This is a genomic window from Mesorhizobium japonicum MAFF 303099, from assembly GCF_000009625.1.
Taxonomy (GTDB): Bacteria; Pseudomonadota; Alphaproteobacteria; order Rhizobiales; family Rhizobiaceae; genus Mesorhizobium; species Mesorhizobium japonicum.
The window spans coordinates 2,695,713-2,716,253 of record NC_002678.2; the positions used below are offsets into that span (position 1 = coordinate 2,695,713).

At 63.6% G+C, this 20,541-nt stretch carries 19 protein-coding genes and 2 pseudogenes; 14 read left to right on the top strand and 7 right to left on the bottom strand.

The genetic code is table 11. The annotated features are described in order from the left end of the window. Positions 1-14 precede the first annotated feature (14 nt). The 4 genes and pseudogenes from phnC to phnE (MAFF_RS14180) all read left to right on the top strand — a co-directional run bounded on the left by phnC (position 15) and on the right by phnE (MAFF_RS14180) (position 4,266). Complete coding sequence (gene phnC / locus MAFF_RS14165; RefSeq protein WP_010911607.1) at positions 15-869, top strand: phosphonate ABC transporter ATP-binding protein; 855 nt, start codon at positions 15-17, stop codon at positions 867-869. Positions 870-959: 90 nt separating this feature from the next. Further along, positions 960-1,868, top strand: coding sequence for a phosphonate ABC transporter substrate-binding protein (gene phnD, locus MAFF_RS14170; RefSeq protein WP_010911608.1), 909 nt, complete (start codon positions 960-962; stop codon positions 1,866-1,868). A gap of 54 nt (positions 1,869-1,922) precedes the next feature. Beyond that, the gene (gene phnE, locus MAFF_RS14175) at positions 1,923-2,894 is read left to right on the top strand and encodes a phosphonate ABC transporter, permease protein PhnE (RefSeq protein ID WP_010911609.1); all 972 of its coding nucleotides are present in this window, start codon (positions 1,923-1,925) and stop codon (positions 2,892-2,894) included. 3 nt (positions 2,895-2,897) lie between these two features. Further along, positions 2,898-4,266 (top strand): annotated as a pseudogene (phnE, locus tag MAFF_RS14180) (phosphonate ABC transporter, permease protein PhnE). 252 nt (positions 4,267-4,518) lie between these two features. Here the strand turns inward: phnE (MAFF_RS14180) and MAFF_RS14185 are convergent. The 3 genes from MAFF_RS14185 to MAFF_RS14195 are packed head-to-tail and all read right to left on the bottom strand — an operon-like array spanning position 4,519 to position 7,713. Beyond that, entirely contained in the window at positions 4,519-5,370 is an 852-nt protein-coding gene (locus tag MAFF_RS14185) for a sugar phosphate isomerase/epimerase family protein (RefSeq protein WP_010911612.1), read from the bottom strand. A 45-nt stretch (positions 5,371-5,415) separates the two neighbouring features. Continuing rightward, positions 5,416-6,603, bottom strand: a complete 1,188-nt coding sequence (locus MAFF_RS14190; protein WP_010911613.1) for a Gfo/Idh/MocA family protein — start codon at positions 6,601-6,603, stop codon at positions 5,416-5,418. Between the two features lie 54 nt (positions 6,604-6,657). Beyond that, positions 6,658-7,713: a sugar phosphate isomerase/epimerase family protein gene (locus MAFF_RS14195; protein WP_044550918.1), complete on the bottom strand. Its 1,056-nt coding sequence runs from the start codon at positions 7,711-7,713 to the stop codon at positions 6,658-6,660. Between the two features lie 402 nt (positions 7,714-8,115). Here MAFF_RS14195 and MAFF_RS14200 point away from each other — a divergent pair, with 402 nt between their 5' ends. The 5 genes from MAFF_RS14200 to MAFF_RS14220 are packed head-to-tail and all read left to right on the top strand — an operon-like array spanning position 8,116 to position 12,379. Further along, positions 8,116-9,003 (top strand): sugar phosphate isomerase/epimerase family protein, encoded by an 888-nt coding sequence (locus tag MAFF_RS14200; RefSeq protein WP_010911615.1) that lies wholly within the window; start codon positions 8,116-8,118, stop codon positions 9,001-9,003. Between the two features lie 59 nt (positions 9,004-9,062). After that, positions 9,063-10,232, top strand: coding sequence for a mandelate racemase/muconate lactonizing enzyme family protein (locus MAFF_RS14205; RefSeq protein ID WP_010911616.1), 1,170 nt, complete (start codon positions 9,063-9,065; stop codon positions 10,230-10,232). 2 nt (positions 10,233-10,234) lie between these two features. Next, complete coding sequence (locus tag MAFF_RS14210) at positions 10,235-10,954, top strand: FadR/GntR family transcriptional regulator (RefSeq protein WP_010911617.1); 720 nt, start codon at positions 10,235-10,237, stop codon at positions 10,952-10,954. Positions 10,955-10,956: 2 nt separating this feature from the next. Continuing rightward, complete coding sequence (locus MAFF_RS14215; RefSeq protein WP_010911618.1) at positions 10,957-11,949, top strand: hydroxyacid dehydrogenase; 993 nt, start codon at positions 10,957-10,959, stop codon at positions 11,947-11,949. 40 nt (positions 11,950-11,989) lie between these two features. Beyond that, on the top strand, positions 11,990-12,379 hold the full coding sequence (locus tag MAFF_RS14220; protein WP_010911619.1) for a hypothetical protein: 390 nt from the start codon (positions 11,990-11,992) through the stop codon (positions 12,377-12,379). Between the two features lie 24 nt (positions 12,380-12,403). On the opposite strand, the gene MAFF_RS14225 is transcribed toward MAFF_RS14220, so the two are convergent. Continuing rightward, a complete protein-coding gene (locus MAFF_RS14225; protein WP_010911620.1) occupies positions 12,404-13,699 on the bottom strand; it encodes an amidase in 1,296 nt (431 codons plus the stop codon). Positions 13,700-13,814: 115 nt separating this feature from the next. Between MAFF_RS14225 and MAFF_RS14230 the strand changes: the two genes are divergently transcribed. Next, entirely contained in the window at positions 13,815-14,162 is a 348-nt protein-coding gene (locus tag MAFF_RS14230) for a GFA family protein (protein ID WP_044548336.1), read from the top strand. Between the two features lie 17 nt (positions 14,163-14,179). Here MAFF_RS14230 and MAFF_RS14235 read toward each other — a convergent pair whose 3' ends face one another. Next, the gene (locus tag MAFF_RS14235; protein ID WP_010911622.1) at positions 14,180-15,088 is read right to left on the bottom strand and encodes an SDR family oxidoreductase; all 909 of its coding nucleotides are present in this window, start codon (positions 15,086-15,088) and stop codon (positions 14,180-14,182) included. Positions 15,089-15,186: 98 nt separating this feature from the next. On the opposite strand from MAFF_RS14235, the gene MAFF_RS14240 reads away from it, so the two are divergent. Continuing rightward, a complete protein-coding gene (locus tag MAFF_RS14240) occupies positions 15,187-15,765 on the top strand; it encodes a TetR/AcrR family transcriptional regulator (protein ID WP_244420789.1) in 579 nt (192 codons plus the stop codon). A 37-nt stretch (positions 15,766-15,802) separates the two neighbouring features. On the opposite strand, the gene MAFF_RS14245 is transcribed toward MAFF_RS14240, so the two are convergent. Beyond that, positions 15,803-17,017 carry an MFS transporter gene (locus tag MAFF_RS14245; protein ID WP_010911624.1) on the bottom strand — a complete coding sequence of 405 codons (1,215 nt, stop codon included), beginning with the start codon at positions 17,015-17,017 and terminating at the stop codon, positions 15,803-15,805. Between the two features lie 182 nt (positions 17,018-17,199). Here MAFF_RS14245 and MAFF_RS14250 point away from each other — a divergent pair, with 182 nt between their 5' ends. The 3 genes from MAFF_RS14250 (at position 17,200) to MAFF_RS14260 (ending at position 19,772) form a co-directional block, all read left to right on the top strand. Continuing rightward, positions 17,200-18,186, top strand: coding sequence for an AraC family transcriptional regulator (locus MAFF_RS14250; RefSeq protein WP_010911625.1), 987 nt, complete (start codon positions 17,200-17,202; stop codon positions 18,184-18,186). Between the two features lie 47 nt (positions 18,187-18,233). Next, positions 18,234-19,205, top strand: a complete 972-nt coding sequence (locus tag MAFF_RS14255; RefSeq protein WP_010911626.1) for an AraC family transcriptional regulator — start codon at positions 18,234-18,236, stop codon at positions 19,203-19,205. Positions 19,206-19,340: 135 nt separating this feature from the next. Continuing rightward, the gene (locus tag MAFF_RS14260; protein WP_010911627.1) at positions 19,341-19,772 is read left to right on the top strand and encodes a DUF4437 domain-containing protein; all 432 of its coding nucleotides are present in this window, start codon (positions 19,341-19,343) and stop codon (positions 19,770-19,772) included. 9 nt (positions 19,773-19,781) lie between these two features. On the opposite strand, the pseudogene MAFF_RS14265 reads toward MAFF_RS14260, so the two are convergent. Then, positions 19,782-20,540, bottom strand: a pseudogene (locus MAFF_RS14265) (ABC transporter ATP-binding protein); the annotation flags it as partial. Position 20,541 lies beyond the last annotated feature (1 nt).

Sequence of the window (20,541 nt, forward strand, 5' to 3'; positions counted from 1 at the left end):
ACTGGAACCTGCTCATGTCAAGCTCTGCCACACTCGAAATCCGCGGCGTCAGCCGACGATTTGGCAAGAACACCGCCGTCAGCGACATCAACATCTCGATCCCGCAGGGTCAGATGGTTGGCGTCATCGGCCGTTCGGGCGCTGGCAAATCGACCCTTCTTCGCATGATCAACCGTCTTGTCGACCCCAGCCAGGGGTCGATTTTTTTTGACGGCGCCGAGGTCTCCCGGTTGCGCGGCTCGCCGCTGCGGCGCTGGCAGCGCGACTGCGCCATGATCTTCCAGCAGTTCAACCTGGTGCCGCGCCTCGACGTGCTGACCAACGTGCTGCTTGGCAAGTTGAACCACCGTTCGACCCTGTCCAACCTTCTCGGCATGTTCTCGCGCGCCGAATGCGCGGAGGCAGTCGCCGCGCTCGAGCGGCTCGACATAGCCCGCACAGCGCTTCAACCCGCCGGCACCTTGTCCGGCGGACAGCAGCAGCGCGTCGCCATCGCCCGCGCCCTGATGCAGCAGCCCAAGGTGATCCTCGCCGACGAGCCGATCGCCTCGCTCGACCCGCTCAACGCCAAGGTGGTGATGGATTCGCTGCAGGACATCAATCTGCGCGAGGGCATCACCGTCGTCACCAATCTGCACACGCTGGATACCGCACGCACCTATTGCAACCGCATCATCGGCATGGCCGCCGGCAAGGTCGTCTTCGACGGCCCGCCGGAAGAGCTCAACCGTGAGGCCGTGCGCCTCGTCTATGGCGCCGACAGCAGTGGCGCAGAGATATCGGAGGCCATCACCTCCACCAGCGTTGCCTTCAAGCCGAAGATTGCAGCATCCGCCGGACCGCTCGAACCCGCATTTCCGGGATACTGAGCGCACTGGATCGTCCGCCCGCGTCAAGGGCACTTGTCAAGATCAAGAACGCTGCCGGCGCGGGGCCGGAACTTACAGGAGAGACATCAAATGTTCAGGAAGATGGTTTTCAGCGCCGTTTCGGTGCTCGCCATGGCGACCAGCATGGCCCACGCCGCCGACATGAAGGAATTCCGCGTCGGCATTCTGGGCGGTGAAAACGAGACCGACCGGCTGCGCAACTACCAGTGCCTGGCCGACCATCTGAAGGCCGAATTCGGCTTCGAGAAGGTCTCGCTGTTCCCCGCCGCCGACTATGACGGCGTCATCCAGGGCCTGCTCGGCGGCACGCTCGACTTCGCCGAACTCGGCGCCTCCGGCTATGCCAGCGTCTATCTCAAGGACCCGAAGGCGGTAACCCCGATCCTCACCACCAAGCAGACCGACGGTTCCACCGGCTATTATTCGATCGGCCTGGCTCTGAAGACCTCGGGCATCACCGACATCAAGTCGGCCAAGGGCAAGAAGCTCGGCTATGCTGACCCGGATTCGACCTCCGGCTACCTGATCCCGCTGACCCAGATTCCGAAGACCACTGGCGCCTCGAACGAAGCCTTCTTCGCCTCGACCCAGTTCAATGGCGGCCATGAGAACAACATCCTGGCCGTGCGCGACGGCAAGGTCGATGTCGCGGTCGACGATTCATCCGGCATCGGCGACTTCAAGAACGGCTTCACCTCCGGCACCTTCCACAAGGTCGTCGCCAAGGGCGCCGTCGACCCGAACGACTTCGTCGAAGTCTGGCGCTCGGGCCTGATCCCGAACGGCCCGCTGGTCGTGCGCACCGCGCTCGGCGACCAGATGACCGCCAAGCTCGCCGCCTTCTTCACCGAGCTGCCGAAGAAGGACAAGGCTTGCTTCGAGGGCGTCGAAGGTGGCGATTTCACCGGCTACGTTCCGGTGAAGCCAGACTTCTACAAAGTCATCGTCGAAGCCCGTAAGGCAGCCATCGGCGGCTAACGGCGAAATCGGAAAGGGCGGTGCTGAAGCACCGCCCTTTTTGCATCTCCGATCATGACCCTTTCCGTGACAGCCCCCTCATTGACGGCCTCTTCTGGCGCCACCCACCCGATGGCCGATGCCTGGCGACGCCAGACGTCGCTGCGCCGGTTCTATACCGTGCTCGGCGTCGGTCTGCTGCTCGCCGCGATGCTCGCCAGCATGTGGTTCGCCGACGAAGCAAATGCCGGGCACTTCTTCGACAGGCTGCCGCATATCCTGGATTTTCTGAGCTGGCTGGTCCCCAAGGACTGGAACGACGTCTGGCGGGCACTGTTCGACATTGCCTCGCCGCATGACACCGGAACCCAGGAATACAATTTCCCGCTCGGCCGGATCTATGTCTGGGGCGGTTTCTACATCCCCGAATATTTCGAGCTGATGATCACGACGGTCAATGTGGCCCTGGTCTCGACCTTCGTCGGTTTCATCTTCGCCGTGCCGTTTTCCTTCATCGCCGCACGCAACCTGACGCCCCATCCGGCGCTGCGGCTGGTGGTCAAGCGCTTCATGGAACTGCTGCGCGCCTTCCCCGAGATCGTCATTGCCGGCCTGTTCGCGGCCATCGTCTCCATCGGCCCGATCGCCGCCATCATCGCCATCGGCCTGCATTCGATCGGCGCGCTCGGCAAGCTGTTCTACGAGATCAACGAGAACATTGACATGCGTGCGGAGGAAGGCCTGCGCGCGGTCGGAGCCAATTGGTTCGAGCGCGTGCGCTTCGCCGACCTGCCGCAGGTGCTGCCCAATTTCATGTCCTACACACTGCTGCGCGTCGAGATCAATGTCCGCGCCTCGACCATCATCGGCGCCGTCGGCGGCGGCGGCATCGGCGAGGAATTGAAGCTCTCCATCTCGCGTGGCTTCGGCGCCAAGACGCTGGCGCTGGTGCTGCTCTTGTTCACGACCATCTTCATCATCGACCAGTTCTCCGCCTGGCTGCGCCGCAAGCTGGTCGGCGAGCAGGCCTTTATGATGGGAGCGTGAACCATGGCGACCTTGACCGCCGAAGAGGTATTGTCGATCGAGGAGCGCTATCCGCAAGTGTTCCGGCGGCCGCTGTACAAACGCTTCGCTCCGCTGTTCCTGTTCGTCGGCATCCTGACCTATCTCATCTATGTCCTGTGGTTCTTCAGCCTGCCGCAGGTGCTGCGGGAATCGCACTGGGAACGTCTGCCGCTGTTCCTGACACAATGGATCAGCTACGACCTGCAGCCGGAATTCCGCCTCGACCAGCCTGAGATCACGCCAAAATACCCCCGCTTTTCCGCGCTTGGCGAGAACCCGAACCCCGACTGGGTGATCAGAAACCCGGACGGCACCTTCACCGTGCTGATCGATGGTCCGGCAAAATCCGTCACCTTCGACAAGGCGCAGGCAACGATCGTAGCCAACGGCCAGACCGTGCCGGTTTCGCTGACAAGCGGCAAGCCGTTGATATCAGGCCCGGTGCCGGACTGGATCACCGCGCATGACGACGAGGTGGTCGCCAAGATGGGTTTTGTCGGTGAGGTGCGCGTAACCGCCGATCGCGTCAAAGTGCGCAAGCGTTTCCTCGGCTGGGCGAATTTCGTCTTCGACACACGCTCGCCCTTCTTCGGCAAATCGGCGGGAGAGGTGATCTCGCTGATCGTGTCCGGGCCCGAACTGAAGCCGGGCACCTCGAACCTGGCGCTGGCCGGCGACAACATCTGGAACAACGCTCAGTGGCAGCACGGCGACGTCTGGACAAAGCTGCTGCAGACCATCGTCATGGCGTTCCTGGGCACGCTGCTTGGCGGCATCGTCGCCTTCCCGCTTGCCTTTTTTCTCCGCCCGCAACATCACGCCGAGCGGCGTGCTCAGCCAGGTCCTGAAACGCTTCTTCGACTTCATGCGCTCGGTCGACATGCTGATCTGGGCGCTGTTCTTCACCCGCGCCTTTGGCCCCGGTCCGCTTGCGGGCAGTGCCGCGATCTTCTTCACCGAGATCGGTACGCTCGGCAAAACCTACTCCGAGGCGCTGGAGAACATCGACGACAAGCCGCGCGAAGGTGTGCTGTCGACCGGCGCCAACGGCCTCCTGGTGCAGCGCTATGGCGTCATGCCGGAAGTCATCCCGGTCTTCATCAGCCAGACGCTCTACCAGTGGGAATCCAACACCCGCGGCGCCACCATCATCGGCGCCGTCGGCGCCGGCGGCATCGGCCTGAAACTGTGGGAAGCGATGCGCACCAATTCCAACTGGGCCAACGTCTTCTACATGGTGCTGCTGATCCTGCTGGTCGTCTTCATCTTCGACAACATCTCGAACTTCCTGCGCCGCCGGCTGAGCCGGACGATTCACGACTACAACAGGATCCAGGCCGAGCAGGGGTGATGCACTCCGCTCCAGGATCGACAGCGGCTCACCGCGCCTTCGTCATCCACGGGCGGAGCAAGGAGCGAAGCGACGCGGCGCAGACCCGAGGATCCATTCCGTGACGTCTGGGCTAGAATGCAACGGTGCAAAAAAGGCCTCCATTCGCATCCCTGTCAGCACCGCTGCGGCGCTCGAATGTCGCGGCATGGATCCTCGGGTCTCCGCGTCCGCTTCGCTCCCGCTCCGCCCGTGGATGACGAAGAGAGGAGCCTAAGCCGCCTTCTTCCACCCATTCCTGATATGCTTATACCCCTCGCGATAAACCGCTTCCGGCGTTTCGGAAAAATCGCGCCAAACCTTGGTCGCCGCCGCCAGATCCTTCAGCGACCGCCCGAACGCCTCGATAGTCAGCCAGTCGTCATAGCCGCTCTTGCGGATCGCCGCGAACGTCTCTTTCCACGGGATGTTGCCGCGTCCCGGCACGCCGCGATCGTTCTCTGATATGTGGATGTGCACGACATTCCGGCGATGCTTAGTATAGGCGCCGATCGGGTCGGCCTCCTCGATATTGGCATGAAAGGTGTCGTACATCGCCTTGATGTGCGGTCGGCCGACGGCATCGATGTGCTCCGACAGGTCCGCCATCGTGTTGAAAAGATAACATTCGAAGCGGTTCAGCGCCTCCAGCCCGATGGTCACGTTGCGCGTGCCGGCATGGTCGCCGATGGCGCGCTGCGAGGCGATGGAACGGTTCTTCTCGGCGGGTGTCGGCCCGCTGCCGGAAAAGGCGCCGAGCGTCGAGTGCAGCGGTCCGCTGAGCGTTCTGGCGCCAAGCGCATCGGCACAATCAACAGCCCATTTCATGTAAGCGATACCGGCCTTGCGCGTTCCCGCATCGGCCGAGATCAGGTTCATCGTGGGATCGCCCATCGCCGAGACCGCGGTCCGCTCCAGCCCGATGCGATCGAGCAGGTCGCCGAGCTTTTTATAATCGTCCGGCATGCCGGCGAAGATCGGTATTTCGACACCGTCGAAGCCCGTCGCCTTGATGTCGCGAAGCAATGGCTCATGCTTCTTCGACACCGCCGTCGTCCACAAAAACATGCACATGCCGATTTTCATCGACGGCCCTCCCCCCCCGTTTGATCCCCCCGGATCATTTTTGTTTTAGAGCTTGGTCCACGCTCCATTCTTCTTCGACGATTTCACGCAGGCTTCGATGAAGGCCATGCCTTCGACGCCATCCTGGATGGTCGGGAAGATGACGTCCCTTGCCGGCTTGCCACCCTTCTTGCGCGCCGCACGAATGGCGCGTGCGGCCTCCTGATAGATGTTGGCGAAGCCTTCGAGATAGCCCTCGGGATGGCCTGACGGCACGCGGCTGACACGGCCCGCCACCGGCAGCGCGCCGGCGCCGTTGCGGGTGATCAACTGCTTGGGCTGGCCGAACGGCGTGTACCAGAGATAGTTCGGATCGGCCTGCACCCATTCCAGCCCGCCCTTCGAGCCATAGATGCGCAGCTTCAGCCCGTTCTCGTGGCCCGGCGCCACCTGGCTGGCCCAGATCATGCCCTTGGCCGGATGCGTCTTGCCGGTGGGCTTGAAGCGCAGCATGACGTTGACATTGTCGTCGAGCAGCCGCCCCGGCACGAAGGCATCGAGATCGGCCGACAGCGAATCCAGCTCCAGCCCGGAGACGAAGCGGGCGAGATTGTAGGCATGGGTGCCGATGTCGCCCAGCGCGCCGCCGGCGCCCGCCTGCTTGGGATCGCCTCGCCATGAGGCCTGCTTCTGGCCGGTGGCTGCGAGATCCTCGGTCAGCCAGTCCTGCGGATATTCCGACTGCACGATGCGGATGTCGCCAAGTATACCCTTGGCTACCATTTCGCGCGCCTGCCGCACCATCGGATAGGCGGTGTAGTTATGGGTGAGCACGAACACCTTGCCGGTCTTCTCGACGATCGCCGCGAGCTTTTTTGCCTCGGCCAGTGTCGTCGCCAGCGGCTTGTCGCAGATCACGTGGATGCCGGACTCGAGGAAGGCCTTGGCAGCCGGCACATGGACATTGTTGGGCGTGACGATGGCCACCGCCTCGATGCCGTCGGGGCGCTTGGCCTCGGCCTTGGCCATCTCGGCATAGGAAGCGTAGCTACGGTCCGGATCGAGCCCGAGTTCGGCGGCTGAAGCCTTGGCGCGCTCGGGGTTCGCCGAAAGCGCACCAGCCACCAGCACGAACTCATTGTCCAGGCGCGCCGCGATGCGGTGCACCGCGCCGATGAAGGCGCCTTGCCCGCCGCCGACCATACCATAGCGGATCGGGCCGCCTCCCGTTTCCGATTTCGATGCGCCGACCATGTTTTCTCCCTCGTGTCTTGGATGCTCCTCCCCTGAAGGGGAGGGAAAGCCCTGTCAAATTCCCATCATCGCGCGCAGCACTTTCTTGTCCGTCGCGCCGCCGGCAAAGTCGTCGAATGCCTTCTCCGTCACACGGATGATGTGGTGCTGGATGAAAGGCGCCCCTTCGGCTGCTCCATCCTCGGGGTGCTTCAGGCAGCACTCCCATTCCAGCACCGCCCAGGAATCATAATTGTACTGCGTCAGCTTGGAGAAGATGCCGCCGAAATCCACCTGCCCGTCGCCGAGCGAGCGGAAGCGTCCTGCGCGGTTCGTCCAGCTCTGATAGCCGGAATAGACGCCTTGCCGGCCGGTCGGGTTGAACTCGGCGTCCTTGACGTGGAAGGCCTTGATGCGCTCGTGGTAGATGTCGATGAATTCGAGATAGTCGAGCTGCTGCAGCAGGAAGTGCGACGGGTCGTAGTTGATGTTGCAGCGCTTGTGGCCGCCCACAGCGTCGAGGAACATCTCGAAGGTGGCGCCGTCGAACACGTCCTCGCCGGGATGGATTTCGTAGCCGACATCGACTCCATTGTCCTCATAGACGTCGAGGATCGGCTTCCAGCGCTTGCCGAGTTCGGCGAAGGCCTCTTCGATCAGACCGGCCGGCCGCTGCGGCCAGGGGTAGAGGTAGGGGAAGGCCAGCGCACCGGAGAAGGACACCGAAGCCTTGAGGCCGAGATTCTTCGAGGCCTTGGCGCCGAACTTCATCTGTTCGACCGCCCATTTCTGACGCGCCTTGGGATTGTTGTGGACCGAGGCCGGCGCGAAGCCGTCGAACTGCGCGTCATAGGCCGGATGCACCGCCACCAACTGTCCCTGCAGATGCGTCGACAATTCGGTGATCTCGACGCCGGCATCGGCGCAAATGCCCTTCACCTCGTCGCAATAGGTCTTGGAAGACGCCGCTTTCTCGAGGTCGAACAGGCGCGCGTCCCAGGTCGGGATCTGCACGCCTTTATAGCCGAGACCGGCGGCCCATTTGGTGATCGCGGCCAGCGAATTGAACGGCGCTGCGTCACCCGCGAACTGCGCCAGAAACAGTCCAGGGCCCTTCATTGTCGTCGGCATCGGCATCCTCCCTCATTGTGTCGCGACCAAGCATAGCGCCGATTGGAAGCAGGGCCAGCCATTTTGGTCTTTTCGCATCGGGCGCTTTGCAGGCACTGCCATTCTGGTATTACCAAATAAGGGAATTTGGTCAAGCCTGACAATGCATCGGCCGAGATCTCCGGATGTCCGAAGCATCGGCATATATCACAATATAATCAATGGAATAATTCGCACGGAAAGTTGCGCATCCGCGCTTCTTGCCGTTCCAGGCAATTTGCTGTAGACCTCACTTCAGGCCCAATTGGTCGAACCAGTTTGCAGAAAAAAGGCTGGGGATGCCTTGGGGAGGAACCTTTGCGTCGTCTTTCGGCGACGCATGTCGAAGGCAAACGATACGGACGAATTTGGGAAGGACAGACCATGCATCTTTCGACGCACAACTGGATGCGGGCGGAACCGTTGGAGACGACGCTCAAGCGCATTAAGAAGTTCGGCTATGAGTCGATCGAGATTTCCGGCGAGCCCGAGCAGTACAAGACGAAGGAGACACGGGCGCTGTTGAAGGAGCATGGCATTCGCTGCTGGGGCGCGGTGACCTTGATGCTGGGCGAACGCAACCTTGCCGCCAAGAACCAGGGCCAGCGCGAGCGCTCGGTGCAATATGTCAAGGACGTGCTGACCATGGTCAGCGAGCTCGATGGCGAAATCATCACGCTCGTCCCCGCGACGGTCGGCAAGGTGGTGCCGGACGGCACGGAGGAAGAGGAATGGAAATGGGTGGTCGACGCGACCCGCGAATGCTTCACCCATGCCAAGAAGGTCGGCGTCAAGATCGCCGTCGAGCCGCTCAACCGCTTCGAGACCTATCTGTTCAATCGCGGCGCCCAGGCGCTGGCGCTGGCCGACGCGGTCAGCCCCGAATGCGGCGTCTGCCTCGACGCCTACCACATCCATATGGAGGAATTTAACGTCTACGACGCCATCCGTAAGGTCGGAAAGCGCCTGTTCGATTTCCATGTCGCCGACAACAACCGCTTCGCCGCCGGCCTCGGCCAGATCGACTGGCCGAAGATCGTCGCCACCTTGAAGGAGGTCGGCTATGACGGCGCGCTGACCAATGAATTCGTCGCCCCGGTCGACCGCACGCCGGCGGCGCCCTACCCCGAAATGGTCGAGCGCCACCCGGTCGATATCTCGCCTGAGCAGCTGAAGTTCATCCAGGACCACGGCTCCAGCGTGCTGACCGAGAAATTCTACACCGACCAGATGCGCATCACCGCCGAAACGCTGCTGCCTCTGATCAAGTAGTCGACGACTGTTGGGAATTTGCCCTTTCGCCCTGACCGGCGGCGGGGCTGGGGAAAGACATGCGTATCAAGACCGTCCAAGCCTGGTGGGTCCGCATCCCGATCGAAGCCGCTCGGCAGCACCGCAGCGACTTCGGTCAGGTGACGACCTTCGACGCTGCCATCCTGCGCATCGAAACCGATGACGGACTGGTCGGCTGGGGTGAAGGCAAGAACGCAGCCGGCAGCGCGGGCAGCTACGGCGCCCTCGTCCACCTGCTGAACCAGGAGGTCGGGCCGCAACTGATCGGCCGCGATCCGGCCGATGTCGGCATCATCTGGGAAATGCTCTACAATGGCGTGCGCCATGACAGTGCCGCCCGCGCTGGCCACGCCATGCCGCAACTGGCGCGCCGCGGCATGAGCATCGCCGCCATCAGCGCCGTCGACATCGCGCTTTGGGATATCCTGGGCAAGTCGCTCGGCCAGCCGGTGTGGCGGCTGCTCGGCGGCCGCAAGATCGACCGCATGCAGGCCTACGCCTCGGGCGGCTGGGCGTCCGCCGATGCCATCGGCGAGCAGTTGAAATCCTACATCGCCCGGGGCGGCTTCAAGGCGCTGAAGATGCGGGTCGGCGCCATGGATGGCGCGGCGCACGTCTCCGCTGCCCGTGTCCGCGCCGCGCGCCAGGCGCTTGGCCCCGATGTAGAGCTGATGGTGGACGCTCACGGCACCTATACGGTGGCGGAAGCCAAGCGCTTCATCCACCTCGTCAACGACCTCGATCTGGCCTGGTTCGAGGAACCGGTGATCGCCGACGACAAGCCGGGCATGGCGGAAGTGCGCGCCTCCGGCGCCGTGCCGATCGCCACCGGCGAAAGCGAGGCGACGCGCTATGCCTTCCGCGATCTTGCCGTGCTCAAGGCCGCCGACATCTTCCAGCCCGATCCCGCCTTTTGCGGCGGCATCAGCGAAGCGATGAAGATCGGCACCATCGCCAGCGCCTTCAATCTGCGCTTTGCGCCGCATCTATGGGCCGGCGCACCCTGCTTCTTCGCCGGGCTGCATGTCTGCGCCGCCTCGCCATCGAGTTTCACCGTCGAATATTCACTCGGCGCCAACCCGATGATCCACGATCTGATCGAAGAGACTGTCGAAGCACAGGACGGTATGATAGCGATCCCGGAAAAGCCCGGATTGGGATTCACCGTTTCTGAGCGATTCCTGGAGGCGCACGCGCAACGCAATTGACGATGAAAGAAAAGAACCTTCTCGCGGAACTCGCAGCCTATCTGTTCTCCCACTCGGACAAGGAGAGCGGCCGCACCCCATCCGAACGTGAGCTGGCGGAGCATTTCGCCGTCAGCCGCGGCCAGATCCGCGAGGCGCTGGCCATCCTCGAAGCCATGCGCATCGTCGAGCGGCGCGCCAAATCCGGCATCTACATCGACACCAAGCAGGCGAGCGTCGAGGCGCTGGCGCTGTTCGCGCGCGCCGGCCTGCCGCTCGATCCCTTGCAGATCTACGAGACGGTCGAGTTGCGCAAGATCCACGAGATCAAGGCCGCCGAACTTGCCTGCTCGCGCGCCACCGAGGAGAATTTCGAGCGGTTGCGCGAGATCCTCAAGGCTTCCGAGGAACGCATCGCTGCCGGCGAAGGTCTGGCCAAGGAGGACCGCGAGTTCCACCTGGAGATTGTGCGCGCCACCAAGAACAGCGTTTTCCACAACATCTGCAGCGTCTACTATCTGATGGGCGAACAGCGCCTGCCGATCTATTTCAACGATCCCGAACGCAGCGTGCGTTCGCATGCCGAGCATGTGCAGATCTACGAGGCGCTGCTGCGCCGTGACGGCAATCTCGCCCAGGCGCTGATGAGCGCCCACCTGCAAGGGGCGGAGAGCTATTGGAAGGGCCTGATCGAGGGCGGGAATGCGGCTGCGCCCGCGAACTCGGCGCTCGAACAGGCCTGAGCGTGGCCCGGACCGTGCCCAAGATCCTGTCGACCCATCCGCTGCATCCGCGCGCCTCGGCCAAGCTGGCCGGCGCCGGCCAGCTCGTCATCGCATCGGCGCTCGATCCTGCCACCTTGACCGGGGAGGCCAAGAACGCTGACATCGTCATCGTCCGCGCGCCCCTGCCGCCGGCGCTGTTCGAGGGCGCCTGGAAGCTACGGGCGGCCATCCGCCATGGCGCCGGGCTCGACATGATCCCGATGGAGGCGGCGACCGCCGCCGGAGTGCTGGTGGCCAACGTGCCGGCGGTCAACGCCCGTTCGGTGGCGGAACATGTGATGTTCACCGCACTTGCGCTGCTGCGGCAATTCCGCAGGGTCGACCGCGACCTGCGTGCCAAAGGCTGGCTTGCCGGACGCGAGCACGCCAACGCCAACATCGAGCTCGCGGGCAAGACAATCGGCATTGTCGGTCTCGGCGCCGTCGGCCAGGCTGTCGGCCATATCGCCGCGCACGGCTTCGACCTGAAGGTAGTGGCAACGACGCGCAGCATGCAGCCGGCACCCGAAAAAGTCGGCTTTCTGTCGATCGACGCGCTGGTCGAGCAGAGCGACATCATCGTGCTCTGCTGTCCGCTGACGCCGGAGACGCGCGGCCTGATCAGCCGCGAGCGCATCGCCCGCATGAAACCCAATGCGCTTTTGATCAACGTTTCGCGTGGGCCGGTCGTCGATGACGACGCCCTGATCGAGGCCTTGCGAGAAGGTCGCATCGGCGGTGCGGCGCTCGATGTGTTTTCGACACAGCCGCTGTCGTACAATCATCCCTATTTCGGCTTCGACAACGTCATCATCACCCCGCATATGGCGGGCATTACCGAGGAATCGATGATGCGCATGGGCGTCGGCGCGGTGGGCGAAGCCCTTCTGGTGCTGGCGGGCAAGCTGCCGGTCAATCTGCGCAATCCGGAAGCGGTCGATCACTACCGGCAGCGCTTTCCGCTCGACCTATAGCAATCGCGGTTTCGCCCCAATTCTCCGCGACGTTGCAGCCATGTCCAGTTTTCGCCTCGCCTTCCTGATTGCCGCAACCTCGTCGATCGGCCCCTTGCCGGCATTCGCCGCGGCTCAGAGCAGCTATGTCTATTGCGACAATGGGCTGCGCTGCTTCAAGGCTCCCTGCCCGTCGAACAGCGCGCTCGACCTTGCCACCGGCAAGATCGTCAAGGGCGTGTCGATCGACGCCAGCCAACTGCCGCAGGCCGACAAAGCGATAACGGACCAGTCCGACGTGCTCTACAGCGGCAAGATCGTCGTCAGGGGCTCGATCGAGCAGCGTACCCAGAGCATCACAGGCAAGGACTATAGCCTGCCATGGCTGGTCGCGACCCGTATCGTACGCACCGCCAAGGACAGCGAACGCAAGCACTGTTCATCGCCCTGATCCGCGATTGCGATTCACGACTGGTCAGCCACCAAGCAGCCGTTCCACTTCGGCGGCTATCCGCAGCAGACGCCGGTCATGGCCGTTGCGCGCCACCAGCATCAGTCCGGCCGGCAGCGCCATGTCGGGCATCGGCAGCGAGATCGCGCAGAGGTCGAACTGGTTGGCCACCTGCGTGTTGCGCAGCAGCAGGCCTTCGACATGGTCACGCAGTTCGGCATCCTCGGCCAGGGAAACGATGGTCGGCGCCGTCACCGGCGTGGTCGGCAGGGCCAGCACATCGACCGACGCCAACCGGTCGTCCATGGCGGCAATGAGAGCGCTGCGGCGGCGCAGGACCCTGATATAGACGGGCACCGGCAGCATTGCCGCCCGCGACAAAGGCCCGCTGACATGCGGGTCGACCGGCACCGATGCCCCTGTCGCCAGCCAGTCGGCATGCACTTCGGCCCCTTCCATGGCAGCGATCGAGCCACGCTTGGTGGCGGTCCTGAACTCTGCGATCATGTCGTCGATTACCAGATCGGCCATGCGCGCGCCGGCCTGTTCGATCTTGCCGAGACAATGCTCGAACGCCGCGGCAACTTCACCTTCCGTGTCGCCAAAAAGAACACCACGCGGCACACCGACTCGAAGTCCCGCGAGCGATATGGCCGCCAGTTCGGCCGGCGCCTCGCCGGCCATCACCGCGTCTGTGGCGGCACATTGCGCGACGGTTCGGGCAAGCGGCCCGATCGAGTCCAAAGTGCCAGATAGCGGAAAGGCGCCGATCAGCGGCACCCGCCGCGCCGTCGGCTTGAAACCGACGACACTATTGAGCGATGCCGGAATGCGGATCGAGCCACCGGTATCGGATCCGATGGAGATGTCGCTCGTCCCCTCACCGACGGAAACGCCGGCGCCTGAGGACGAACCGCCGGGAATACGGCTGGCATCGATGGCGTTGCCGGGCGTGCCGTAATGCATGTTGTCGCCGATCGCCGTGAAGGCGAATTCTGTCATGTTGGTCTTGCCGATGATGACCGCGCCGGCTTGCCGAAGCCGGCTGACGATAGCGGCATCGCGCATAGCCGGTGCGGCTGTCTTGCGCATCAGCGAGCCGGCCGTGGTCACTTCGCTGGCGACGTCGAACAGATCCTTTATCGAGACGATGACGCCGTCGAGCGGTCCGAGCGTCACCCCGGCTCGGTTGCGGGCGTCGCTGGCGTCAGCCGCGGCCCGCGCGGCCTCGATATAGAGCTTGGTGAAGACCTTTTCGTCGGCCGCACGATTGGCAAGACGTGACAGGATGATTTCGAGACGGTCGCGGATGGATTGCATGTCGATGTCGGACTCCGCCAGGATGCAACGTCTTTTAGGCAAGCGGTCGATAGGCTTGCGGAAGGGATAACCCGGCCAGCGTGCCTTTGCACCTGCCAGCGATAGGAAGATACTGATGCTGTACAAAGGCAGCTGCCACTGCGGCAAGGTCGCCTTCCAATTCAAGGCGGAACTGACGGGCGCCGTGCGTTGCAATTGTTCGATCTGCTCACGCAAGGGCGCGCTCTTGTGCGCCATCCCGCACGAGGACCTGACGGTCCTGGCCTGGGGCGACGATCTCGGCACCTATACATTCGGCAACCACGCCATGGCGCACCGCTTCTGCCGCACCTGCGGCATCCATCCTTTCGCCGAGGATGTCCGGGAAGGTGGTGAGCGCAGCGCCTATGTCAACCTCAACTGCGTCGCCGACATCGACCCATCCACTCTGTCGATCTTCGACTTCGACGGGCGCTCGGCCTGAGGCGATTCCCGATTGCTCTATCGATACCCCGTTGCGTCGGCGGGTTTGCCGGCGTCCTGAACCTCCGGCACATAGCGCCAGGCATCGGGCCGCGAGCCGTCGAGATCGGTAAAGCCGTAGACCTGCGCCAGGCCGCCGCTGGACAGCGACTGCCCGTTCCAGCGCGAGCGGTCCGTGTCCGCCGCCAACGCAGCAACGGCACGGCCGATGAAGCGCGGTGTCTCCGAAATAATGAAATGCGGCACCTTTGCCGTGGCATCGCGCCAATTCACCTCGCGCACGCCAAAGGCCTCCAGCATCATCTCCGACCGCAGCCAGCCTGGCGTCAAAGAGACGGAGGTGGCGCCGTGCTTCGCAAGATCCTTGGCGTGAGCCCATGCCATCCGGTTCACCGCGACCTTGGCAAGGTCATAGAAGGGCGACAGGCGGTAGTGCTCGGCATTGTATTCAGCGGTGCCGTCGGTGACTTCCACCAGCAGTCCGCCCGGCTGCTCGATCATCAGCGGCAGCGCATGGTGTGCGGTGATCAGATGTGTGTCGATGGCCAGACGCAGCATACGCAAGCCATTGTCCAGATTGTGCTCCCAGACCGGCTTGTCCCATTCGAACAGCTTTTCACCGCCCCAGATGTCGTTGACCAGTATGTCGAGGCGGCCCTGTTCCTTGCGGATGCGCTCGATCAGCCCGCGCACATCATCGGCCACGAGATGATCGGCCTGGACGGCGATGCCGCTGCCACCGTTCGCTGTGACCAGTTCCGCCGTCTCCTCGATTGTTTCCGGCCGGGCATATTCGGATTGCTGGGCACGCGTGCTCCGCCCCGTGACATAGACTGTGGCGCCGGCAGCGCCGAGCTCGACCGCTATGCCGCGTCCGGCACCCCTTGTGCCGCCGGCGACCAGGGCAACTTTTCCTTGCAACGTCATTGAACTCTCCCAAGAACGGCACCATCGATGAAATCCGAGCTGGCTTGCGCCGCGCGCATCATATATAAATGATCATTCGGTTATGTCAGGATGTCAAGATGACCCGACCCAAAACCCAGCCCGACGAACAGGTGCTGGAAGCTGCATTGCGATTGATCCACGAGCATGGCCCGGAAGCGCTCACCTTCGAGCGCCTCGCAAAAGCCTGTGGCCTCTCCGGCGCAACCCTGGTGCAGCGCTTCGGGAACAAGGCGCGGTTGAAGCAGCGCACCTTGCTGCACGCCTGGGACGGTCTTGACGACAAGACCAGGACGCTGGCGGCCGCTGTTCCCAAAACTCCGGCTGGCGCGATCGAATTGCTGGTCGCACTGTCGCAAGGCTATGGCGGCATCGAATCCTATGCCGAGGGCCTGCTCGTCCTGCGCGAGGATCTGCGTGACCCCATGCTCAGGACGCGCGGTGCCGCCTGGAAGACAGCCCTGTGCAATGCGCTCGCGGCTTGTTTTGTCGGAACGCCCAGCCCGCCGCAGGATATCGGCCTGCTGATGGCGTCGCATTGGCAGGGATCGTTGCTTTGGTGGAGTTTCGATCCGACGATCGAAGTCGCCGTCTACGTCGAGGACAGCCTCAACCGCTTCGTTGCCGCCATGACGACGGCAGCGGCCCGAAAACCATGATGGTTCTCGGGCCGCCGGATAGGTCGGTGATGAGAGCTTATTCGGCTTGCTTCGGGCCGCGCAGGAACACCACGATGGCCGCCAGCAGCGTTGCGATGCCGCAATAGGCGAAGGCGCTGGCCACGCCGGCATGATCGACCAGCAGACCGCCGAAGACGGCGCCCAGCGCAATCGCCACCTGGAAGGTCGCCACCATCAAGCCGCCGGCGCTTTCAGCCTGGTCGGGTGCCGCCCGCACCAGCCAGCTCTGCAGCCCGACCGGCACCGCGCCGAAGGCAAAGCCCCAGGCGGTGACGGCGGCCGCGGCAATCGTCGGCGAGGGACCGAAGATCAGCATCGAGGCGGCCGCCAGGGCGATCAGCAGGGGCGCCAGCGCCACGGCTATCTTGAGGTTGCGTTCGGCCAGGAAGCCGCCGGCGATATTGCCGAAGAAACCGCCAATGCCATAGGCCAGAAGCACCAATGAGATTGTCTCGATGTGGAGCACCGGCACCTTTTCGAGGAAGGGGCGCACATAGGTGAAGCCGGCAAAATGCCCCGACGCGACCAGCAGCACGACCAGCAGAGCCACCCGGATCGACGGCCGCTTCAAAACATCAAGCAAGGTGAGGAAGCTCGCGACACCCATCGGCGGCAGCTTCGGAATGGTGGCCAATTGCACCAGCAGCGCCAGGGCACCGACGATGGTCGCAATCATGAACGCCGTGCGCCAGCCCCAGATGTCACCGACATAGGCGCCGAGAGGGGCGGCGGTGACCGTGGCCAGCGAAACGCCGGTCAGGATGATCGACATGGCGCGCGGCATCAGCCGCATCGGCACCAGCCGCAGCGCCATGGCCGCCGACATTGCCCAGAAGCCGCCGAGCGCCACGCCGAGCACGACGCGGGCCAACAGAAGCATGGGCAGCGACGCAGCAAAGGTGGCGAGAAGGTTGGACAGGATGAGGAACGAGGTCAGCATCCACATCACCAGCCTGCGGTCCATGCGCCTTGTGATGATCGCCATGGTGGGCGCGGCAATGGCGCCGACGATGGCGGTTGCCGTCACCGCTTGTCCTGCCACGCCCTCGGTGACGCCGAGATCGCGCGCCATCGGTGTCAGCAGGCTGGCGGGCAGGAATTCGGCGGTCACGAGACCGAAAACGCCAAGTGCCAGCGAAACCACGGCGCCCCAGGCCGGCTCGGTTCGTTCATCGGTGTCTGCGGGGTTCAGAAGTCTGGCGTCGATCACGCCCGTTGCGGGTTCGGCCATGGTCAGTCTCCGATCTGTTTGCAGCGCCACATAGGGAACGACCGCCCGGGGCTTCCACCCGTTCCATGCCTTGCCGTCACGGCTTGGCCATGGCCGGTCTGCGATTTGTTTGCGGCGCAACATTTGGCTGCAGTGCAACATAGGAAGTGACGCCCTGGAGTTTCCATGCTAGAAAACCCATTATGCTTGACCATTCGTCCAAAATTCCAATCACGGGCGACCCGCTGACGGACATATTGCGCGGCCTGCGCCTCGATGGCGTCGAGTATGGCCGCTGCGAGATGAAAGAGCCTTGGGGCATCCAGTTTCCGGCTCAGCCAGGGGCGCGGTTTCACTTCATCGGCCGCAAGGGCTGCTGGCTGAAGCAGCCCTCCGGCGAATGGGTTGAGCTCAATGCCGGCGATGCGGTGCTGCTGCCGCGCGGCGAGGCCCATGTACTGGCCAGCGAACCCGGGGCGAAAGCCTGGCCGATCCATGGCTACGAGCTCGAGGAAGTCTGCAAGGACGTCTACTGCACGTCGAACGCGGAGATGTGCGACAAGAATTGCCAGCCGGGAACGCTGCTGTTCTGCGCCGCGATGTATTTCAACATCGACGGCCTGCATCCGCTGCTCGGCATGATGCCGGACGTGATGCGCTCGCATGAGCTGGAAGCCCATGAGCCGGGCATCCCGCACCTGCTGGAATCTATGGCGCGCGAAGTGACGATGGAGCGCGTCGGCTCCGGCGGCATCCTGGCGCGGCTGGCCGATGTGGTCGCCGCCACCGTCATCCGCTCATGGGTCGAGCGTGGCTGCGGCGATTCCTCCGGCTGGATCGCTGCGGTCCGGGACCGTGACATCGGCCGCGTGCTGGCCGCCATCCATCTCGAACCGGACCACGACTGGACGGTCGAGTCGCTGGCCAGGATGATGGGCGCCTCACGTTCGGGCTTTGCCGAGCGCTTTGCCACCATTGTCGGCGAAACGCCGGCAAAATATGTCACCCAGGTCAGGATGCATCTGGCGCGGCAATGGCTGGTCCGCGACCGCATGAAGATCTCGGTCGTTGCCGCCCGGCTCGGCTATGAATCGGACGCCGCCTTCAGCCGTGCCTTCAAGCGCGTCATCGGTTCGGCACCCAGCCATCTGCGCGCCGAGGAGCAGGCTGACATCCGCCAGGCCGGGTAGCGTATCTCGGCCGTGACGGACTGGCGATTCCACGCTAGAACCCGGGCATGGATTTCACATCATCCGAGAGTGTTTCGCCGGCTTCAGGCGGTCCGCTGACCGACATGCTGCGAGGATTGCGGCTTGATGGCGTCGACTATGGCCGCTGCGAACTTGGCGAGCCGTGGGCGGTGCTCTTTCCAGCCCAGCAGGCGGCGCGTTTCCACTTCATCGGCCGGCACCGATGCTGGCTGTTTTCGCCATCCCGGCAATGGCTGGAGCTGAAAGCCGGCGATGCGCTGCTGTTGCCGCGTGGCGCCGAGCACATCCTTGCCAGTGCGCCGGACGTCCATGCCGTGCCGATCGAAAGCTACAGCATCGAGCCTTTGCAGGACAATGTCTACGCCGTCTCGAACGGCGGCCACGGCGCGAAAACCCTGCTGTTTTGCGGCAGCATGCACTTCAATCTGGGCGGATCGCATCCTGTGCTCGCCATGATGCCGGACATGATGCGCGCCCGCGACTTGATGGCGGACGAACCGGGCATTCCGCACCTTCTGGAAGCCATGGCCAGCGAGGTGACCGGCAATCGCGCCGGCTCGGGCGGCATACTGGCGCGGCTGGCCGACGTATTGGCCGCAAGCATTATCCGTTCATGGGTGGAGAACGGTGGCGACGGCACCACCGGCTGGACCGCGGCGATCAAGGATCGCGACGTCGGCCGCGTGCTGGCGGCCATTCATCGCCAGCCCGATCGGAACTGGACCGTCGAAGCCCTCGCCCGCGAAATGGGTGCCTCGCGCTCGGCCTTCGCCGAACGGTTCACGACAATCGTCGGCGAAACGCCGGCGCGATATGTCGCCCGGCTGCGCATGCACCAGGCGCGGCAGTGGCTGATCGAAGACCGGATGCGGGTATCCGTGGTGGCCGCCAGACTGGGCTACGAGTCCGAGGCTTCGTTCAGCCGGGCGTTCAAGCGGATCGTCGGCACGGCGCCCAGCCATTTGCGCACCGTCAACGGCACCTCCGAAGAACGCTGAGGCCGCACGGAGCCTGCCGTCTTGGATTGCTGGATGAAATCCCAAGTCTTCCGGACGCCGTGTCATTGCCGGGCCGACTGCATGCAATAGCTTGCCGTTGCCAGCAGTGAGCGAGCCGATTCAAGGAGAAAAGCCATGCCAAATCATCTGAAGGTCCTGACGCTCGCCACCATGCTCGTTGTCTCGGGCCAGGCTTTCGCCCTTGAGGACAGCTATATCCCGGCCAACAAGATCCCCTATGTCGCCGAGGCTCCAGACCAGCCGCAGCGCCTCGGACCGCTGTGGGGCGAAAGGGCCAAAGGCCCTGCAGGAACGCTGCTGAAAGTCCCAGGCAACTGGCGCGCTCCTGTTCACGCGCATACCGCCGATTACCGCGCGGTGGTCATAAAAGGGTTGTGGGCGCACTGGCAGATGCAAGGCGGCGAGGCGACCAAGGTCGAACTGCCTCCGGGATCCTACTGGACCCAGAAGGCCAATGAGATGCATGACGACGCCTGCCTGTCCGACACGGAGTGCGTGATCCTGCTGATCAACGACACGCCCTACGAGACCTACTTGGCGAAGTAACCGGACACTCTATCCGGCGTGACGCAAGCTGACACCGCTGCCCTTGTCGAACAGCACCACCTTGTCCGGGTTCCAGGCAAAGCGCACCGGCTGCTCGATGGCGACATCGGTCCTTGCCGGCACGGTGGCGCGTAGCGTCGTGTCGCCGACGCGCAGCGTCAGGATCTTTTCGACGCCATGGTTCTCGACATCATGGACACGCGCTTCGATCGGCGCGCCGCTCTCGAGATAGACGTCTTCCGGACGGATGCCGAAGACGAGCGGGCGACCGTCGGTCGCTCCACTCGCCTTGGCTCCCCCTGAAAAGGGCAGTTCGAAATTCAGCGGCGCCATCACCGCGCGGCCATTCACCAGCCTGCCGTCGATGAGGTTCATCGGCGGCGAGCCGACGAAGCTCGCCACATAGGTGTCGCGCGGATTGTTGTAGATCTCGTGCGGTGTGCCGGTCTGGACGATGCGGCCGTGGTTCAAGACGCCGACCTTGTCGCCCATCGACATCGCCTCGATCTGGTCGTGGGTAACGAACAGGAAGGTGGCGCCGAGCTGCATTTGCAGGTTCTTGAGTTCCGCGCGCAGCGCCTCGCGCAATTTGGCATCGAGCGCCGACAGCGGCTCGTCCATCAGCAACACGCGTGGCTTGCGCACGATGGCGCGGCCGATCGAGACGCGCTGCATCTCGCCACCGGACAGGCGATCGGTCTTGCGGTCGAGCAGATGTTCGATCCTGAGCGTGCGGGCGGCGCGGTCGACGCGGTCCTTGATCTCGGCA

What these genes read in the sequence shown, in the direction of transcription:
- MAFF_RS14195 (WP_044550918.1), bottom strand. Translation starts at nt 7,713, where the DNA reads ATGCCGACGACAATGAAGGGCCCTGGACTGTTTCTGGCGCAGTTCGCG.
- MAFF_RS14210 (WP_010911617.1), top strand. Translation starts at nt 10,235, where the DNA reads ATGAAAGAAAAGAACCTTCTCGCGGAACTCGCAGCCTATCTGTTCTCC.
- MAFF_RS14255 (WP_010911626.1), top strand. Translation starts at nt 18,234, where the DNA reads ATGGATTTCACATCATCCGAGAGTGTTTCGCCGGCTTCAGGCGGTCCG.
- phnE (WP_010911609.1), top strand. Translation starts at nt 1,923, where the DNA reads ATGACCCTTTCCGTGACAGCCCCCTCATTGACGGCCTCTTCTGGCGCC.
- MAFF_RS14185 (WP_010911612.1), bottom strand. Translation starts at nt 5,370, where the DNA reads ATGAAAATCGGCATGTGCATGTTTTTGTGGACGACGGCGGTGTCGAAG.
- MAFF_RS14190 (WP_010911613.1), bottom strand. Translation starts at nt 6,603, where the DNA reads ATGGTCGGCGCATCGAAATCGGAAACGGGAGGCGGCCCGATCCGCTAT.
- phnD (WP_010911608.1), top strand. Translation starts at nt 960, where the DNA reads ATGTTCAGGAAGATGGTTTTCAGCGCCGTTTCGGTGCTCGCCATGGCG.
- MAFF_RS14205 (WP_010911616.1), top strand. Translation starts at nt 9,063, where the DNA reads ATGCGTATCAAGACCGTCCAAGCCTGGTGGGTCCGCATCCCGATCGAA.
- MAFF_RS14235 (WP_010911622.1), bottom strand. Translation starts at nt 15,088, where the DNA reads ATGACGTTGCAAGGAAAAGTTGCCCTGGTCGCCGGCGGCACAAGGGGT.
- MAFF_RS14240 (WP_244420789.1), top strand. Translation starts at nt 15,187, where the DNA reads ATGACCCGACCCAAAACCCAGCCCGACGAACAGGTGCTGGAAGCTGCA.
- MAFF_RS14230 (WP_044548336.1), top strand. Translation starts at nt 13,815, where the DNA reads ATGCTGTACAAAGGCAGCTGCCACTGCGGCAAGGTCGCCTTCCAATTC.
- MAFF_RS14220 (WP_010911619.1), top strand. Translation starts at nt 11,990, where the DNA reads ATGTCCAGTTTTCGCCTCGCCTTCCTGATTGCCGCAACCTCGTCGATC.
- MAFF_RS14245 (WP_010911624.1), bottom strand. Translation starts at nt 17,017, where the DNA reads ATGGCCGAACCCGCAACGGGCGTGATCGACGCCAGACTTCTGAACCCC.
- MAFF_RS14250 (WP_010911625.1), top strand. Translation starts at nt 17,200, where the DNA reads ATGCTTGACCATTCGTCCAAAATTCCAATCACGGGCGACCCGCTGACG.
- MAFF_RS14225 (WP_010911620.1), bottom strand. Translation starts at nt 13,699, where the DNA reads ATGCAATCCATCCGCGACCGTCTCGAAATCATCCTGTCACGTCTTGCC.
- MAFF_RS14260 (WP_010911627.1), top strand. Translation starts at nt 19,341, where the DNA reads ATGCCAAATCATCTGAAGGTCCTGACGCTCGCCACCATGCTCGTTGTC.
- phnC (WP_010911607.1), top strand. Translation starts at nt 15, where the DNA reads ATGTCAAGCTCTGCCACACTCGAAATCCGCGGCGTCAGCCGACGATTT.
- MAFF_RS14200 (WP_010911615.1), top strand. Translation starts at nt 8,116, where the DNA reads ATGCATCTTTCGACGCACAACTGGATGCGGGCGGAACCGTTGGAGACG.